We start from the raw sequence: 15,558 nt of genomic DNA, 5'->3' as shown, positions 1-15,558 counted from the left end.
TGTTGATTGAGAAATAGTTGAATTGCTATCCAAATATCGGAACTAGGCCAAGTAATCGTTTAAAGTAGACTTTTTATCGCAGGTTATCGTGCGGTGAGAGGTGTGTGCATGAACCCTTGTGCCCGGTACGGTCATTGAATTGTAAAGTCATTTTCATTACTATAAATAGGGGAGGAGGGGATTACGTTGATCGCTGCGAGTGAGATACTTTCGAGCCTGGGTGACGGCACGTTTATCGAGCGTGTTTTCAGCAAAGATGTGGATTGGGACGCCGAATTGGACGCTAGGGATGAAGCTGAATTCGCTGAAGCATGGAGTTCCAGTTATGACAAGCTGGAAGCAATGCATCCGTCTGAAGATGCGGTGATCCGCGAAATCAGGGAGACGGTGTTCAAACAAACGTTTCGGATCACTCAAAGCCCGGAGCTGGCAGGATATGTATCGGACGACTTTGGTTTGATGGCCAAGGCATTCGATCATAAGATCGATATCGAATTTGTCAATAACCTGTGGGATTCCTACACGAAAGGGAGCTTTCCGAGATAAGAGAAAGCGAGGGATTCTAAAAGCCCAAATCCCACCAAGACACGACCTTTTAAGGCACGTGTCTTTTTTATTTTAAAGCGGAACAAAAATCACCTCTTCACAACGTAACAATGTTATGTTACATTATTTTCGAAGGTACTGACTGACAGTAGAGTGATGGCTGCAGGATAGGAGGGAAGGTTAAGAAAACCATATTGGCCGGGACGGTTTTTTGTTGAAACTGAAAAACGTTCTGCCTCTCAGTGAAATAACAATGTGTATTTACCCGCAGATTCGGCAGAATGTCTCTACACAATGCGGAGTCCCGCCTGCATAAAGCAAACTAATATAACGTAACAATGTTTTATTTAAAAGAACTGAGCTTTTACATAGAGCAAGTAGGCGGCCCATCCGATTGGAGAGGTGGCCGCCGGAAATCACAAGGAGGTTGGCAATATGAATAAACAACGGGAAAACGCTAAAAGCCCGAATCTTTTTCGCAATCGTTTCATGCAGACGATTCTGCTATCCAACATGCTGCTGCAGATCGGCATTTGGGTACGTAATTTCGCGATTCTTCTTTATGTTGCAGATAAGACGAACGACGATCCGAGCGCCATTTCGCTGATCAGCGTTGCGGAATTTGCGCCTATCTTCATATTTTCGTTCATCGGAGGCACGTTCGCCGACCGTTGGCGGCCGAAACGCACGATGATCTGGTGCGATCTGCTGTCCGCGGTGTCGGTGTTCCTCGTGCTTGCGACCGTTCATTACGGGTCCTGGCAATCCGTCTATCTGGTCACCTTCATCTCGGCCATTCTTTCGCAGTTTACCCAGCCTTCGGCTGTTCGGCTGTTCAAGCTTCACGTGCCCGAAGAGCAGCTGCAGCAGGGCATGGCGTTGTTCCAGACGCTAATGGCGATCTTCATGGTGCTCGGTCCCATGCTTGGCACATTTGCCTACAGTACGTTTGGACTGGAAACATCCGTAGCGGTTATGGGGGTGGCATTTCTGCTTTCCGCGCTCATCCTGACCCGCTTGCCCAAGGATCGGCAGGAACCGCAGACGGAAGCCGGAAAAGGGCAATTCCGCGAGCAATTCGTCGAAGGTTTCCGTTATGTCTGGCAAAGTCCGGTGCTGCGGATGCTTGGAGTTGCGTTCATTCTGACCGGTCTCTCCATGGGCATTACGCAAACGCTCGGTCTGTTCGTCGTCACGGAGCGGCTTGGAAGCGACGAGAAATTTCTGCAATATCTGTTGATGGTGTACGGTGCCGCTATGCTGATCGGCGGCGGGCTCGTATCGGTTTTTGCCAAGCGTGTCGCGCCGCAGCTCTTGCTCGCAATCGGCATGCTCATCGGCGGCGTTTGTACGGTGATCGTCGGGTATTCGACAAGCATACCGGTTACGCTCGGAGTGCAGTTTTTGAGCGGGCTCGTGTTTCCTTGCATTCATATTGGCATCAGCACGATGATTCTGAAATGGTCGCCCGCATCCATCGTGGGAAGGGTAAATGGGGTACTGAACCCCATGTTCGTCGGGATGATGGTCATTTCGATGTCTTTCGCCGGGGCGTTAAAGGATGCATTTTCGTTAGTCTCGATTTACACCGGCGCGGGCCTGCTGCTCCTTCTCGGCGCACTGGCCATGATGCCGATCATGAACAGCAAAGCGCCGGAGCATACGCAGTCTGCACAGCCGGCAGCCGTCGATATGAACATGAATGCGCATTAAGCGGAATCCGAAACGGAATAGCTTGCAGAAATCCTGCCTGTTGGCAGGATTTTTTTCATCTTGTGATTGCAGTCACAAACTGGCGCTGCCGAATTCGCTACACTGTAGATACAGTGAAAATAATTCTCATTTGGACCGGCTTTCGATGCGGCAAATGGATTGGGGGAAGAGACATGAAGCGAAACGTAAACGTAGTGGAGCTGGATGTGCGGCCATTTTTGCGGCAAAAGCTGGAGCCGTTCAAGCAGATTATGGATGCGGTGAATGCGCTGGAGTTGGACGATGTGTTCGTGCTGCATGCGATATTTAAACCTACGCCGCTGCTAGGCATCATGAAGGCGAAAGGGTACGCCAATAAGGTCGAAAGCGTCAGCGACGATCATTGGATCACTGCTTTCGCCAAAGGAGCCGGGGCTCGGGCGAAGCTGGAAGCTATGTCCTTGCACTCCTTCATCCCTGCAGATGAGGAGGCCGGGTCATGAGCGGGAATATCACGGAATTGGACAACCGGGGACTGGAGCCTCCGCAGCCGATGCTGCTTACGCTGAAGGCGCTGGAGGACATGGGGAATGGAGACATTCTCGTTATTCACAATGACCGAGTCCCCATGTTTTTGATCGAGGAGCTGCGGCGGCTCCAGTATTCGTATGAGGTCGACCCGCAGCCGGACGGCACCGCCAAAGTCGCGATTACGAAAAAATAGCTTTTAGAAAAAAAAGCTTGCTGCCTGGAGGTGTAAAGCATGTTCCGTCTGCCGCTGTTATTTATTGCCACGGGAATTGCCAGCTTTGTCTTGTTTCATGTGGGATCGCTTTTCACCGCCGGAGGCTGGGCGCTGGACCATCCACGCAGTCCCGACGGCTGGTTTCGCATTCATTTGCTGGTGCTGGATTGGGCGACGATGGTCGCGATGGGGGCGGTCTACCAGTTGATCGATGTCGTGCTTCAACGCCGCATTTACAGCCGCATGCTTGGCTATGTGCATTATGTATTTTTCACAGGAGGGACGGTCATCCTGCTGGCCGGATTTTTACTGAGCCGGGTCGAATGGATCGCTGTAGGAGCCGTCTCGGCAGTCATCGGTATTCTGCTTTTTGTCTGGAACGTCGGGCGGACGCTGTGGGAGGCGAAGCGCTGGAATCCGATCACCCTGAGCACCGCCTGCGCGCTGTTGTATTTGGCATTGACCGGGCTGCTCGGCTTGGCCATGGGCTTAAACTTTGCGTTCCAACTCTGGGTTGACCTGCATGAACGATTGCTCGCCGCCCATATCTGGCTTGGGACGCTCGGCTGGTTCGGGCTGTTGATTACCGGATTCAGCTACAAAATGCTGCCGATGTTTTATTTGTCTCATGGCGCCTCTGACCGGCCCCAATATTATATCCTCGGACTATGGAATGCGGCTGTCCTGCTGGGCGTAGGGGCTTCTCTCGTTCCAGGCTGGTCCGGGCTGACGCTTGGGGTCATTTTGCTGCTCGCTGCAGCGCTGCTCGCCTATGATCGGCTTATTCGGGACATTCGCAAGCACAGCCATAAAGCCTCGCCGGGGCGCGGGATCGTCTGGACCATATGGAGCACCAAGGCATTGCTCGTTTTTTGCATCCTATCGCTTGGCATCGGGCTTGCGGCACCTTCGCTGCTGAGGAGCTTGACATGGATCGTTATCGCCGGTTGGGTATACCTGTGGGGATGGGTGGCGGTAACGGTTCTTGGATACATGTCGAAAATCGTGCCGTTCCTATGGTGGACGCACAAATACGGCGATCAAGCAGGGAGGTCTGGGGTGCCCGTCATGTCCGACCTCATAAGCGAGCGCAGCGTCGATGTGGGGATGTGGGTGATGGCTGCGGGGCTGCTGGTAGCTGTGGCGGGCATGGGATTCATGGAACCGCGAGCTATCGCTACAGGCATAGCGGCGCTATCCGCCGGAGCGCTGTTCTATATCGGCGTAATTGCCAGAGTATTTACAAGATAAATGGTACTTTTTGCCCATAAGAGAGGAGAAAATGTCATGACAACACAAGTAAACGAAGATACGGTCCAGCGTCAGCTGATGCTGGTGTTCGACCCGGAGCTCGGCGTAAATGTCGTAGACCTCGGTCTGATTTATGGTATTGACATCAAAGACGGACACATTGCGATCCGGATGACGTTAACCACTCCCGGTTGCCCGCTCCACGATACGATTATCGGCGGCGTGCGCCGTGCCCTGGAGGGAAAGCCCGGCGTCGCCGGTGTCAGTGTAGAGGTTGTGTGGGAGCCGCAATGGACGCCAGATCGGATGTCGGACGAAGCAAAACGTCAATTGAGTGCTTGGTAAGAGCTGTGGAGAAGGCGGCCCGGCGGGAACGCAGAAGTGACGAAACGGAGGAACATCAGATGGAAATCAAAAGGCTTGAGGCGCACCAACTGTTTCAAGAGGAGCGGTTTACGAAAAAAGTATTGTTCCAAGCGGACGGAACCATCATTTTTACGTTGAATTTCATGCCGGGCCAGCAGCTTCCTGTACACCGGCATTCGGGAAGCTAAGTCTACGTGCTGGTCGTTCAAGGCGGCGGTATGATGATCGTAGACGGCGTGGAGACGGATGATTATACCGATTCCAAAACAAACAACTTTGCTGTGCTATAGTAATGATGATTTCCCAACTTCCCACCGTAAGCCCCGCTGAAAGCCTCTTTGTCATTTTTTTTATTGCAAATGCAATAAAGTTGAGTTAAGTTTAATATAGTTCATTTTTATTGTATTTGCAACAAAATATGTGCTGCCAAGGAGTTCATTATGAAGGAAATTCTTCGTGAAATTGGAATGATAGCAAGAGCTTTAGATTCTATTAGTAATATCGAATTTAAAGAACACGACCTTACAAAAGGGCAGTATTTGTACCTTGTCCGGATATGTGAAAACCCGGGAATCATTCAAGAAAAGTTAGCCGAGATGATTAAAGTCGATCGTACGACAGCAGCTCGGGCGATACAAAAACTTGAAATGAATGGCTTTATTGAAAAGAAAGAGGATCAACATAACAAAAAAATAAAAAAACTGTTTCCAACGGAGAAAGGGAACAATGTTTATCCTTCTATAAAAAGAGAACACGATTATTCCAATACCGTTGCTTTAGAGGGATTTTCCGAAAAAGAAGCGGAAATCATGTTCAATCTTCTTCAAAGAGTAAGAAAAAATATAGAAAAAGACTGGGAATTGGTGAAAAAGGGAAGCAAGAGAAAATATTGATTATTATAAAGGAGCGACATATTTAAATGACTATAACTATAAAAAAGTGTGCCTTCGAAGATTTACGCAAACTTCAAGAAATTAGTTATGAAACATTTGATGAGACATTTAAGGATCAGAATTCACCCGAAAATATGAATGCCTATTTGGAAAGGGCATTTAACTTAAAACAATTGGAACAAGAATTATCCCATAGTTCTTCGCAATTCTTTTTTGTTTATTGTAACCATGAAGTCGCCGGATATTTAAAGGTCAATATCAATGATGCTCAGTCTGAAGAAATGGGGGATGAATCGCTTGAAATCGAGAGGATTTATATAAAGAGCAAATTTCAAAAACATGGGCTGGGTAAATATCTGCTAAATCAAGCGATAGAAATTGCGCTGGAATGTAATAAAAAGAAAATCTGGCTGGGCGTATGGGAAAGAAATGAAAATGCGATTGCTTTTTATGAGAAAATGGGGTTTGTTCAAACTGGAGCCCATTCTTTCTATATGGGTGATGAAGAACAAATTGATTTTATAATGACCAAAACACTCAACTAACAACTAGTGAACAACGGCTACTGTCCGATTAAGGGACAGGGCTGTTTTTTTATTTGCACAGGAGGAAAACGCTATCTTTTCTTGAATATATAAAATGTCCCTTTAAATGGACAATCGAGCTTCAACCACCATTTTCCAACGGCTGCCTGATCTGCGACAGTTGTATTTCTTCGTTTGATGTCATACAATTTTGTGGTATTGGAGGTGGTCGGAAAAATAAGGTTGAGCAAGAGAGGCGGTCTTTTTGCTGATCCGCTTTTGAAGGAACATACATAGAATGGGGGCGTTTTCTTGGAATCCAAGCAATTAGTCAGAGGACTGAAAACAAGGCATATTGAGCTGATTGCGCTCGGGGGCACGATTGGCGTCGGACTGTTCATGGGGTCGGCAAGCACGATAAAATGGGCCGGGCCTTCCGTATTGCTAGCCTATTTGTTGGCTGGCATCATTGTGTTTTTTGTCATGCGCATCATGGGTGAGATGCTGTTTCTCGAACCGGTTACCGGATCTTTTGCTACGTTCGCTCATAAATATGTCAGCCCTCTGGCCGGTTACTTGACGGCTTGGAGCTACTGGTTTTTGTGGCTCACGGTGGGCATGGCGGAAGTGACCGCCATCGGAATTTACGTCGGCTACTGGTTTCCCGACATTCCGCAATGGCTGCCGGCCTTGGCTGGCGTAGCTATCATTGCAGCGGCCAATTTAGCGGCTGTCAAATTTTACGGGGAATTTGAATTTTGGTTCGCCATGATCAAAGTCTTCGCGATTGTCGCCATGATTGTGGTTGGAACAGCCATGATCTTCTTCGGTTTGGGCAATGGAGGACAACCTATCGGCCTTTCGAATCTTTATGCGCATGGCGGCTTTTTCGCCGGAGGATTGAAAGGGTTTTTATTTGCCCTCTGCATCGTAACGGCCGCTTATCAAGGCGTTGAATTGGTTGGCATTACCGCCGGTGAAGCGGAAAATCCGAAGTTCACCCTGCGCAAAGCGATCAAAAATGTTGTCTGGCGCATTCTGATTTTTTACGCGGGCGCCGTCTTTGTCATCGTCACGATTTATCCATGGAACCAGGTCGGCGAGATCGGCAGCCCCTTCGTCATGACCTTTGCCAAGGTAGGCATTGTCGCCGCCGCGGGCATCATCAACTTCGTTGTTCTCACGGCTGCGATGTCAGGCTGCAATAGCGGGATTTACAGTGCGGGAAGAATGCTGTATACGTTGGCCTCCAACGGTCAGGCGCCTAAATTTTTCGGAAAAGTGTCCCGGAGCGGCGTCCCGCGGAATAGCATCGCTACCACGATTTCTTTGCTGTTGGTCGGAGTTCTGTTTAATTACCTGCTTCCTGACTCCAAATTGTTCTTGTATATTTACAGTGCCAGCGTTCTTCCGGGGATGGTGCCGTGGCTTGCGCTTGCCTTCAGTCAATTTAAGTTCAGACACCAATGGAAGGACAGCTTGAAGGATCATCCGTTCAAGTCTGTTTTGTTCCCGGTCAGCAACTACATCACGATCATTTTCTTGTTCCTGGTGCTAATCGGAATGTGCTTTAACCCCGATACACGCGTATCGCTAATTGTCGGAGCGTTATTCATTCTGATCGTCGTTGTGAGCTATTATGTCTTTGGCATGGGAAAGCGGCAAAAAGTCGAAGCAGAGAAGGAAGCGTAGAAGGCCGCTATAGCAAAATACCGCCGAGCGGGCTCAGGTCGTGTCCTGGGTCCGCTCGGCTTTTTTTATATCAAATCGGGTACATCGAAGTATTGATATAATTTCCAACTGGGGTTACCATGTTAGAAGTGTTTCTTGACACGCAAGACTAGCTTGACGGTGAAGGAACGGCAATAGCCAGTTACCCTCGAGGATTTTTTTTGCAGGGAACAGCGATGAAAGCTTGATGGGACATGTCTCCGAACGCCTGCTATGGCAGCATAGACTGAACTTTTGGGAGGGAACGGGAATTGAACGAAGAAGCAAACGCAGCGGGCTGGGATGCCATTGATCGGGAAATGTCGAGGCTTTACGGGGACCAGGAGCCGAAGCATTACGGAACGATCCTTCCCTATTCATTGGGGGGCCAAGACCCGCTGGACGGAATCAGTGTTTATAAGGCGGACAAGCCTGCGCCGCATTGGCATTTCGTGACTTATGGATTTACGGAGCTGTACGATAAGGAATCGGACAATGCCGAAGAGAGCGGCTATGGATTTGAATTGACGTTTCGGCTGACGCGCGGGGAAGAAGAGGAAGAACCTCCGGCTTGGGCGCTGAACCTGCTGCAAAATATGGGAAGATACGTTTTTAATAGCGGCAATATTTTTAGATCGGGCGATTACTTGGATGCCAACGGTCCGATCTGCCTGGGTGCCGATACGCTGCTGACCGCCTTGGCCTTCGTTGAGGACCCGGAGCTTCCGGCCATCGATACGCCGAACGGGCGGGTGGAATTTTTGCAGATGGTCGGCATCACGCGCGACGAGCTCGAAGCGATGCAAACGTGGAATACGCTTGGCGTGCTCTCCGTTTGTTTGGATCATATGCCTCATTACATCACGGATCTGTCACGGGCCTCGCATCTGGATATTCCTTCCATATCGGAAGCCGTGCAGAAAGGAATGAAGGAGGAAGGCTCGAATACCGGCTTTTTATATGTCGATCAATTGGCATGGGAGACTGGGAAAAAGGGCTGGTTCAGCAAGACGCCTTCCACGCTTAAGCTGGGGGCCAAGCAGGCCGGAATCATTGGGAAACTGCTTCAAGGGCGCATTCTGAAGGGGAAAGATCTGACACTGGTCAGCCGGGAAATCCGGGTCGTGTTTGAGGCGGGGGAGAAGCCGGGTTGCGAAGCCGGAGAGGACGAGGTCCGACTCACGCTGGATGAGGCGACGGCCGGGGAATTCAGCCGGAAATTGCTGCCCAAAGAAAGCGTCATTGAGCTCTCTGCTTTACCGGGAATCGCCATTCAGATTGTAAAAACACACATTAAGGATAACGAAGGAAACGTCGTAGAGGTTATCGGATAAAGCTGCCTGCTCCTGGCGGCTGCATGATCGAAACGGCGAAACGCACACCGTCAGCAGGACAATCGTCCTGCCGGCGGTTTCTTTTTTTTGCCGGTACAAGACCATCCTGACATAAGGTTGTCAGGGAGGGGCGTTTAAGATAGAGATGCAGCCGAACGTATGGAGGGGGAAGTGCAAATGCAAGAGTATATCGTGATAAAAGGTGCAAGGGAAAACAATTTAAAAAATGTGTCGCTCCGGATTCCGAAGCGGAAAATAACGATTTTTACCGGTGTATCGGGCTCGGGCAAGTCGTCGATCGTCTTCGATACCGTCAGTGCCGAAGCCCAGCGCCAGTTGAGCGAGACGTTTACGGCATTTATCCGTAACCGTCTGCCCCGGTACGGCCAGCCGGACGCGGATGCGATCGAAAACTTGTCGACGGCCATCGTCATCGATCAGAGACGTCTCGGCGCCAATTCCCGCTCGACCGTAGGGACGATCACGGACATTTATTCGCTGCTCCGGCTGTTGTTCTCGCGGATCGGCAAGCCGTATATCGGGTATTCCCACGCGTTTTCTTTTAACGATCCTGCGGGGATGTGCCCGGAATGCGACGGCATGGGCCGGAGTGTCTCGCTTGATGTGCACCGGCTGTTTGACAAATCCCGGTCGCTGAACGAAGGAGCGATCCTGTTTCCGGTGTTCGCGGTAGGCACCTGGTATTGGAAAACGTACACCTTATCGGGGCTGTTCGATAACGATAAGAAGCTGGAAGCGTACACGGAGGAAGAATGGCATACGCTCCTTTACGGGAAAGGCACCAAAATTGCTCTCCCCTCCAAAGGCGGTCCCGTTCACTCCGACTTCGAAGGCGTGGTCGACAAGTTTACCCGCTTGTTCATCAAGAGGGACAGCAGCGAGCTGTCGGAAAAGACGCAAAGTCAAGTGCAGCGGTTCATCCGGCTGTCGACATGCCCGCGGTGTGATGGTACCCGGCTCAGCCAAGCGGCCTTGAGCTGCAGGATCAACGGCCTCAACATAGCTCAACATGCCGCGATGGAGATCGGAGAGCTCATTCCAGTTCTCCGCGAAATCCGCGATCCGGTCGCGGCGCCGATCGTAACCAGCCTGACGGAGCGGCTGCAGCATATGGTCGATATGGGGCTCGACTATCTCAGTCTGAATCGTGAAACGGCCACTTTATCGGGAGGTGAATCGCAGCGGATCAAGATGGTCCGGCATCTAAGCAGCAGCTTGATCGACATGATGTATATTTTCGACGAGCCGAGCATCGGCCTGCATCCGCGCGACGTGCATCGGTTGAACGGACTGCTGCGGAAGCTGCGGGATAAAGGCAATACCGTGCTTGTTGTGGAGCACGACCGGGATGTCATTCACATTGCAGACCACATCGTCGATGTCGGACCGCGCGCCGGTGCCGAAGGCGGAGAGATTATGTACGAAGGCGGATTGCAAGGATTGTTACAATCGGATACGCTTACGGGACAAGCGATGAGGCAGGGGGTCCCGATGAAGGCCGATTACCGGAAACCGGCCGGATATATGAGGATTGCAGATGCCGCGCTGCACAATCTGAAAAACGTAACGGTCGACATTCCCGTCGGCGTTCTGACCGTTGTGACCGGCGTGGCAGGCTCGGGCAAGAGCACGCTCATCAACGGGGTATTTCTGCCCACACATCCCGATGCGGTTGTCATCGATCAATCGTCCGTCAATACGTCCATTCGTTCCAATCCCGCGACGTATACGGGCCTGATGGACGAGATACGCAAATGCTTCGCACGGTCGAACAAAGTGAACGCGTCGCTGTTCAGCTTCAATTCCAAAGGGGCATGTCCGGAATGTCAAGGGCTTGGCGTCATCTATACCGACCTCGCCTTTATGGAAGGCGTCGTAACCGTGTGTGAAATATGTGAAGGGAAGCGTTTTAAAGACGAGGTGCTGCAATACGCTTTTAAGGGAAAATCCATTTCGGATGTGCTTGCCATGAGTGTCCGGCAGGCGCTCCAATTCTTTCAGGATCACGCCACCATACGGCCCACGCTGCAGGCTCTTTACGATGTAGGACTCGATTATTTAACGCTCGGCCAGCCGTTAAGCACGTTGTCGGGCGGGGAATGCCAGCGTCTCAAACTCGCTTGCGAACTGCACAAGAAGGGGCGCATCTATGTGATGGATGAACCGACGACGGGGCTGCACATGTCGGACATTGGGCATTTGCTGGCTATTTTAGAACGTTTGGTAGAGGGAGGAAGTACGGTCATCGTGATCGAACATAATCCGGATATGATCAAGCAGGCGGACTGGATTATCGATATGGGACCTGAAGGCGGACATAAAGGAGGGGAAGTGGTGTTTGCAGGGACCCCGCGGCAAATACTTGACGCCAGCCATTCCGTTACAGGCTCTTATTTGCGCGAATCGTTAGGGAAGGGAGGGGGTTCGTTTGAGGCTTGACCGGCTGTTTTCGATTACGATGATGCTATTGAACCACAAAAGAATAAGCGCAACGGACTTGGCCGCCCGGTTTGAAGTATCGCTCCGAACGATCTACAGAGACATGGAAACGATCAACCGGGCGGGCATTCCCGTCGTTTCTTTTTCCGGTTCGGACGGCGGGTACGAAATTATGCAGAGCTACCGGCTGGACAGACAATACTTGTCGCTTGAGGATTTGTATTCGATCTACAATGCCTTGCGGGGGATGCAGTCCGCAACCGGCGATACGGGGATGGCGGAGCTTCTGGACCGGGTCGGCGCCCTGATCTCGGATAAGCTGCATGATCTTGATACGAGCGGGATGCTTCTTGACTTTGCTCCGGCATCCGGTGCCAAAGAGCATCTTCGTACGCTCCATCTTGCGATCAAGGAACACCGATTAGTCCAGTTGGATTATATGGATATTCACGGCGCGGAAACGCAGCGCATGGTCGAGCCGATGGGACTGTATTTGAAAAGCAATGCCTGGTACCTGTGGGGGTATTGCCGGGTTCGTTCCGCTTTGCGGGTCTTTCGGCTTTCCCGTATGAACCGGGTGCGGATGATGTCCGAAACGTTTAGCCGTCGCGGGCTATCGATAGAGGATGTCGATGCCGACCGCGTCCAGAGTGGTGCGGCTCCGTGCGTCTGTGTACGCTTTCGTTTTCAAGCCGCGGTAAAAACGAGGGTAAGAGACGAATTTTTACCGGATCAGCTTAAGAGCGGTCCGGACGGAACGATCTTGGCCGATGCCTGCTATTATACGAAAGAAAGCGCGATTCGGCATCTGATGAGCTATGGCACGAACGTAACCTTGCTGGCGCCTTCCGAATTGGTCGACGACTTTCGCAGACATATCGCCGAGATCGCCAAGATGTATTCTTAGAATCACTACAGGTGCGAGGTTTATAAAGAAATCTCGCAAAAACCTTGCACCTGATCCAATTTTGAATCTCGATTTCTCACATTTTTGAAATGCTGTCGGAGTGGCACCCATATCTACATATTGACAATAGTTTGATGTAAAACTATAATGTGGCCATGAGAAAAAAAGATGGTATATCATTAATTTCAAAAATACGAGAGAAGGTCAATCGACTCATTGTATCCGAGATGATGGAACACGGGGTAGAGGGTATTGTAACTTCACATGGTGATATCCTCCATGCTCTTTTTAAGAAGCCAAGACTTACTATGGCAGAGATTGCCGAGAAGATTGGCAGGGATAAATCAACCGTAACGGCACTTGTGGATAAATTGGTCAGACTCGGATATGTGGCAAAGGAAAGAGACACAGCGGATGCAAGAGTTGCTTATGTGACCTTAACTCACAAAGGGAATGAACTGAAACCTGTGTTCGAGGAAATATCCAATACAGTACTAGACGTTTTTTACTTAAACATCTCACAAAATGAACAGGAAGAGTTAGTAAGAATTTTAAATAAGATTTATAATAACTTTTAATTTTTTTTATCAATTTAGTTTGATATCAAACTATAACGAGTTATGGAGGGAAAATTGTATGAAAAAAATCAAAATCTACAGAAGCATTGCTAAGTTGAAGAGTATCGATATGTTTTACTTTGATACAAAAACCGAAGGGCCACCTATTCTTTGTCTTCATGGAAGAAGGGGAAGAGCAGAAACCTGGTTTGATTTTATCCAACACTATGGAGAACAATACAGAATTATCGCACCAGATCAAAGAGGACATGGATTGAGTAGTAAACCTATATCCAAATATACGGCTGAAGAAATGGCCGAGGACATCATTCAACTATTAGATTATTTAAAGATAGATTCCATCATTTTAGTAGGTCATTCCATGGGTGGAGCAGTAGCAGGATATCTGGCAGCGGTATATCCTGAGTACGTAAAAGCAGTAGCTATCCTTGACAAATCTGCATCAGGACCTGCAGAGCCAAACAAGGTAATGATAGATAAAAGCCAACTCCGTGACCCATTGACAAAAAATTGGCCCTTACCCTTTGCCACACGGAACGAAGCAATGAATTTTATTAGACAGGCTGCGGATTCAAATTTGGAATATCAGTATTTTATGAATAGTTTGGTGGAAACTGTAGAGGGGTATCAGATGATGTTCAGTTCACAGGCTATGGCTGCCAACATGGCGTATTATGAAAATTGGTTTCATCTATTACCGGGCATACAGTGTCTGGTATTGTTAATCAGAGCAAAAGGCAACCAAGCAATATCGGACGAAGATTTTATTAGCATGCAATCCCTGATTCCGAATTGTATTGCCCATGAAATGTCACATTCCGACCACAATGTCCATTTAAGTAACAAAGAAGAATTCTACGAATGGTTTGATGTGTTTTTGAAAGGAATTTATCAGGCAACAATATGCCCAAACGCGCTGGAAAGTGTATAACAAACTGGTAGAAACAAACACTAAAACGTCGGCTTGTATTTTATTTTTGAACGGTAAAAAGGAGATCCGATGACTGAGAACAAAGCAATCATAGATCCAGGATGGAATTTCGACAACAGCTATGCTCGCCTGCCGGATACGTTTTTTTCCAGGCTTGAGCCACCCCCTGTTCGCTCGCCGAAGCTGATCGTTCTGAATGATCGGTTAGCGGCATCCCTTGGCTTGAACGCCGAGGCGCTGCGAGGCAGCGAGGGTGCAGCGGTGTTTGCCGGTAACCGCATTCCCGAAGGGGCTGCGCCTCTTGCTCAGGCTTACGCAGGGCATCAATTCGGGCATTTCACCATGCTGGGAGACGGTCGAGCCTTGCTGCTTGGCGAACAGATCACCCCCGACAATACACGGGTAGATATTCAGCTTAAGGGATCGGGCAGAACGCCGTATTCCCGTGGCGGTGACGGTCGGGCGGCGCTTGGACCGATGCTGCGCGAATATATCATCAGCGAAGCGATGTATGCGCTCGGCATTCCGACCACCCGCAGCTTGGCGGTGGTGACGACCGGCGAGGAAATCTTCCGCGAAACCGAGCTGCCCGGTGCGATTCTGACCCGGGTGGCCGCCAGTCATATACGCGTCGGCACCTTTCAATACGCTGCCAATTGGGGCACCGTCGAGGAGCTCCGGACTTTGGCGGATTATACCATCCAAAGGCATTATCCGGAAGCCGGCGCGGCGGAGAACCGCTATCTAGCCCTGCTTCAGGAAGTGATCAAGCGGCAGGCTGCGCTGATTGCCAAATGGCAGCTCGTCGGCTTTATTCACGGGGTAATGAATACCGATAACATGGCCCTGAGCGGAGAGACCATCGATTATGGTCCTTGCGCTTTCATGGATGCCTATGATCCGGCAACGGTATTCAGCTCCATCGACGTTCACGGCCGCTATGCCTATGGCAATCAGCCGTCGATTGCCGCATGGAATCTCGCCAGATTGGCCGAAGCGTTATTGCCGCTGCTCCACGACGACGAAGATGAGGCGGTGCGGCTGGCGGAGGATGCCATTTCCGGTTTTGTCGAACAGTTTGCCGGTCATTGGCTTGCCGGAATGAGGGCGAAGCTGGGCCTCTTTAACGAAGAGCCGGAGGACGAAGCCCTGATGAAGGATCTTCTCGTCATGATGCAGAAGCATCGGGCGGACTATACCAATACGTTCCGGGCTTTGACGTTTGATAAGCACGAGAATTTGGCATTCAACGGAACGACGGAGTTCGTGCAGTGGCATGAGATGTGGCAGGCGAGACGGGGGAGACAGCAAGAGCCGCAGGCCTCTTCGCAGCAGTTGATGCGCAGCAGCAATCCCGCGATCATCCCGCGCAACCACCGGGTAGAAGAAGCGCTGGACGCTGCGGTGAAGCAGGGGGATTACAGTGTAATGGAGCGGCTTGTGCAGGCTCTTTCGAATCCGTACGAGCACACTCCCGAGCAAGCGGAATACTGCACGCTGCCCGCGCCATCCAATCGTCCTTACCGCACCTTTTGCGGTACGTGATCGTGTAAGTTCTTGACAATACGTTCCAATTCAGGTATAACTACTGTTAAATATCGTGCCACGAATTGAATAAGCC

16 protein-coding genes and 1 other annotated feature (1 of these 17 running past the window's edge) are annotated in these 15,558 nt (G+C 50.2%); all 16 genes read left to right on the top strand.

Going from position 1 to position 15,558, the window contains the following annotated elements; translation table 11 throughout:
* The first annotated feature begins 186 nt into the window (after positions 1 to 186).
* The 16 genes from QMG93_RS03185 to QMG93_RS03110 all read left to right on the top strand — a co-directional run bounded on the left by QMG93_RS03185 (position 187) and on the right by QMG93_RS03110 (position 15,482).
* Entirely contained in the window at positions 187 to 546 is a 360-nt protein-coding gene (locus QMG93_RS03185) for a hypothetical protein (protein WP_281933442.1), read from the top strand.
* A 435-nt stretch (positions 547 to 981) separates the two neighbouring features.
* On the top strand, positions 982 to 2,259 hold the full coding sequence (locus tag QMG93_RS03180; protein ID WP_281933441.1) for an MFS transporter: 1,278 nt from the start codon (positions 982 to 984) through the stop codon (positions 2,257 to 2,259).
* A 173-nt stretch (positions 2,260 to 2,432) separates the two neighbouring features.
* Positions 2,433 to 2,741 (top strand): DUF2249 domain-containing protein, encoded by a 309-nt coding sequence (locus QMG93_RS03175; RefSeq protein WP_281933440.1) that lies wholly within the window; start codon positions 2,433 to 2,435, stop codon positions 2,739 to 2,741.
* Positions 2,738 to 2,962, top strand: a complete 225-nt coding sequence (locus QMG93_RS03170; RefSeq protein WP_281933439.1) for a DUF2249 domain-containing protein — start codon at positions 2,738 to 2,740, stop codon at positions 2,960 to 2,962. Before QMG93_RS03175 ends, QMG93_RS03170 begins: the two co-directional genes overlap by 4 nt.
* Before the next feature lie 39 nt (positions 2,963 to 3,001).
* Positions 3,002 to 4,234 carry a hypothetical protein gene (locus tag QMG93_RS03165; RefSeq protein ID WP_281933438.1) on the top strand — a complete coding sequence of 411 codons (1,233 nt, stop codon included), beginning with the start codon at positions 3,002 to 3,004 and terminating at the stop codon, positions 4,232 to 4,234.
* Positions 4,235 to 4,270: 36 nt separating this feature from the next.
* A complete protein-coding gene (locus QMG93_RS03160; RefSeq protein WP_281933437.1) occupies positions 4,271 to 4,579 on the top strand; it encodes a metal-sulfur cluster assembly factor in 309 nt (102 codons plus the stop codon).
* 59 nt (positions 4,580 to 4,638) lie between these two features.
* Positions 4,639 to 4,788: a hypothetical protein gene (locus QMG93_RS03155; protein WP_281933436.1), complete on the top strand. Its 150-nt coding sequence runs from the start codon at positions 4,639 to 4,641 to the stop codon at positions 4,786 to 4,788.
* Positions 4,789 to 5,040: 252 nt separating this feature from the next.
* The gene (locus QMG93_RS03150) at positions 5,041 to 5,493 is read left to right on the top strand and encodes a MarR family winged helix-turn-helix transcriptional regulator (RefSeq protein ID WP_281933435.1); all 453 of its coding nucleotides are present in this window, start codon (positions 5,041 to 5,043) and stop codon (positions 5,491 to 5,493) included.
* Between the two features lie 26 nt (positions 5,494 to 5,519).
* A complete protein-coding gene (locus QMG93_RS03145; RefSeq protein WP_281933434.1) occupies positions 5,520 to 6,038 on the top strand; it encodes a GNAT family N-acetyltransferase in 519 nt (172 codons plus the stop codon).
* Positions 6,039 to 6,329: 291 nt separating this feature from the next.
* Positions 6,330 to 7,709 carry an amino acid permease gene (locus QMG93_RS03140; RefSeq protein WP_281933433.1) on the top strand — a complete coding sequence of 460 codons (1,380 nt, stop codon included), beginning with the start codon at positions 6,330 to 6,332 and terminating at the stop codon, positions 7,707 to 7,709.
* Between the two features lie 290 nt (positions 7,710 to 7,999).
* A complete protein-coding gene (locus tag QMG93_RS03135) occupies positions 8,000 to 9,061 on the top strand; it encodes a suppressor of fused domain protein (protein WP_281933432.1) in 1,062 nt (353 codons plus the stop codon).
* A gap of 177 nt (positions 9,062 to 9,238) precedes the next feature.
* The gene (locus tag QMG93_RS03130; RefSeq protein ID WP_281933431.1) at positions 9,239 to 11,521 is read left to right on the top strand and encodes an excinuclease ABC subunit UvrA; all 2,283 of its coding nucleotides are present in this window, start codon (positions 9,239 to 9,241) and stop codon (positions 11,519 to 11,521) included.
* On the top strand, positions 11,511 to 12,428 hold the full coding sequence (locus QMG93_RS03125; RefSeq protein ID WP_281933430.1) for a helix-turn-helix transcriptional regulator: 918 nt from the start codon (positions 11,511 to 11,513) through the stop codon (positions 12,426 to 12,428). The genes QMG93_RS03130 and QMG93_RS03125 overlap by 11 nt, the downstream gene beginning before the upstream one ends.
* A gap of 155 nt (positions 12,429 to 12,583) precedes the next feature.
* Positions 12,584 to 13,006, top strand: coding sequence for a MarR family winged helix-turn-helix transcriptional regulator (locus tag QMG93_RS03120; RefSeq protein WP_281933429.1), 423 nt, complete (start codon positions 12,584 to 12,586; stop codon positions 13,004 to 13,006).
* A gap of 58 nt (positions 13,007 to 13,064) precedes the next feature.
* Positions 13,065 to 13,937: an alpha/beta fold hydrolase gene (locus QMG93_RS03115; RefSeq protein WP_281933428.1), complete on the top strand. Its 873-nt coding sequence runs from the start codon at positions 13,065 to 13,067 to the stop codon at positions 13,935 to 13,937.
* A 69-nt stretch (positions 13,938 to 14,006) separates the two neighbouring features.
* Positions 14,007 to 15,482, top strand: coding sequence for a protein adenylyltransferase SelO (locus QMG93_RS03110; protein WP_281933427.1), 1,476 nt, complete (start codon positions 14,007 to 14,009; stop codon positions 15,480 to 15,482).
* Between the two features lie 74 nt (positions 15,483 to 15,556).
* Positions 15,557 to 15,558 (top strand) — a binding site (T-box leader); it runs 265 nt beyond the window's last position.

Source organism: Paenibacillus tyrphae (assembly GCF_027925525.1).
GTDB lineage: Bacteria > Bacillota > Bacilli > Paenibacillales > NBRC-103111 > Paenibacillus_G > Paenibacillus_G tyrfis_B.
The sequence above is the reverse complement of the archived record's forward strand: the minus strand, read 5'-3'. Positions and strand labels throughout refer to the sequence as shown.

Coding starts and splice junctions, on each gene's coding strand:
- QMG93_RS03180 (WP_281933441.1), top strand. CDS start 982: ATGAATAAACAACGGGAAAACGCTAAAAGCCCGAATCTTTTTCGCAAT.
- QMG93_RS03175 (WP_281933440.1), top strand. CDS start 2,433: ATGAAGCGAAACGTAAACGTAGTGGAGCTGGATGTGCGGCCATTTTTG.
- QMG93_RS03170 (WP_281933439.1), top strand. CDS start 2,738: ATGAGCGGGAATATCACGGAATTGGACAACCGGGGACTGGAGCCTCCG.
- QMG93_RS03165 (WP_281933438.1), top strand. CDS start 3,002: ATGTTCCGTCTGCCGCTGTTATTTATTGCCACGGGAATTGCCAGCTTT.
- QMG93_RS03160 (WP_281933437.1), top strand. CDS start 4,271: ATGACAACACAAGTAAACGAAGATACGGTCCAGCGTCAGCTGATGCTG.
- QMG93_RS03155 (WP_281933436.1), top strand. CDS start 4,639: ATGGAAATCAAAAGGCTTGAGGCGCACCAACTGTTTCAAGAGGAGCGG.
- QMG93_RS03150 (WP_281933435.1), top strand. CDS start 5,041: ATGAAGGAAATTCTTCGTGAAATTGGAATGATAGCAAGAGCTTTAGAT.
- QMG93_RS03145 (WP_281933434.1), top strand. CDS start 5,520: ATGACTATAACTATAAAAAAGTGTGCCTTCGAAGATTTACGCAAACTT.
- QMG93_RS03130 (WP_281933431.1), top strand. CDS start 9,239: ATGCAAGAGTATATCGTGATAAAAGGTGCAAGGGAAAACAATTTAAAA.
- QMG93_RS03120 (WP_281933429.1), top strand. CDS start 12,584: ATGAGAAAAAAAGATGGTATATCATTAATTTCAAAAATACGAGAGAAG.
- QMG93_RS03115 (WP_281933428.1), top strand. CDS start 13,065: ATGAAAAAAATCAAAATCTACAGAAGCATTGCTAAGTTGAAGAGTATC.
- QMG93_RS03110 (WP_281933427.1), top strand. CDS start 14,007: ATGACTGAGAACAAAGCAATCATAGATCCAGGATGGAATTTCGACAAC.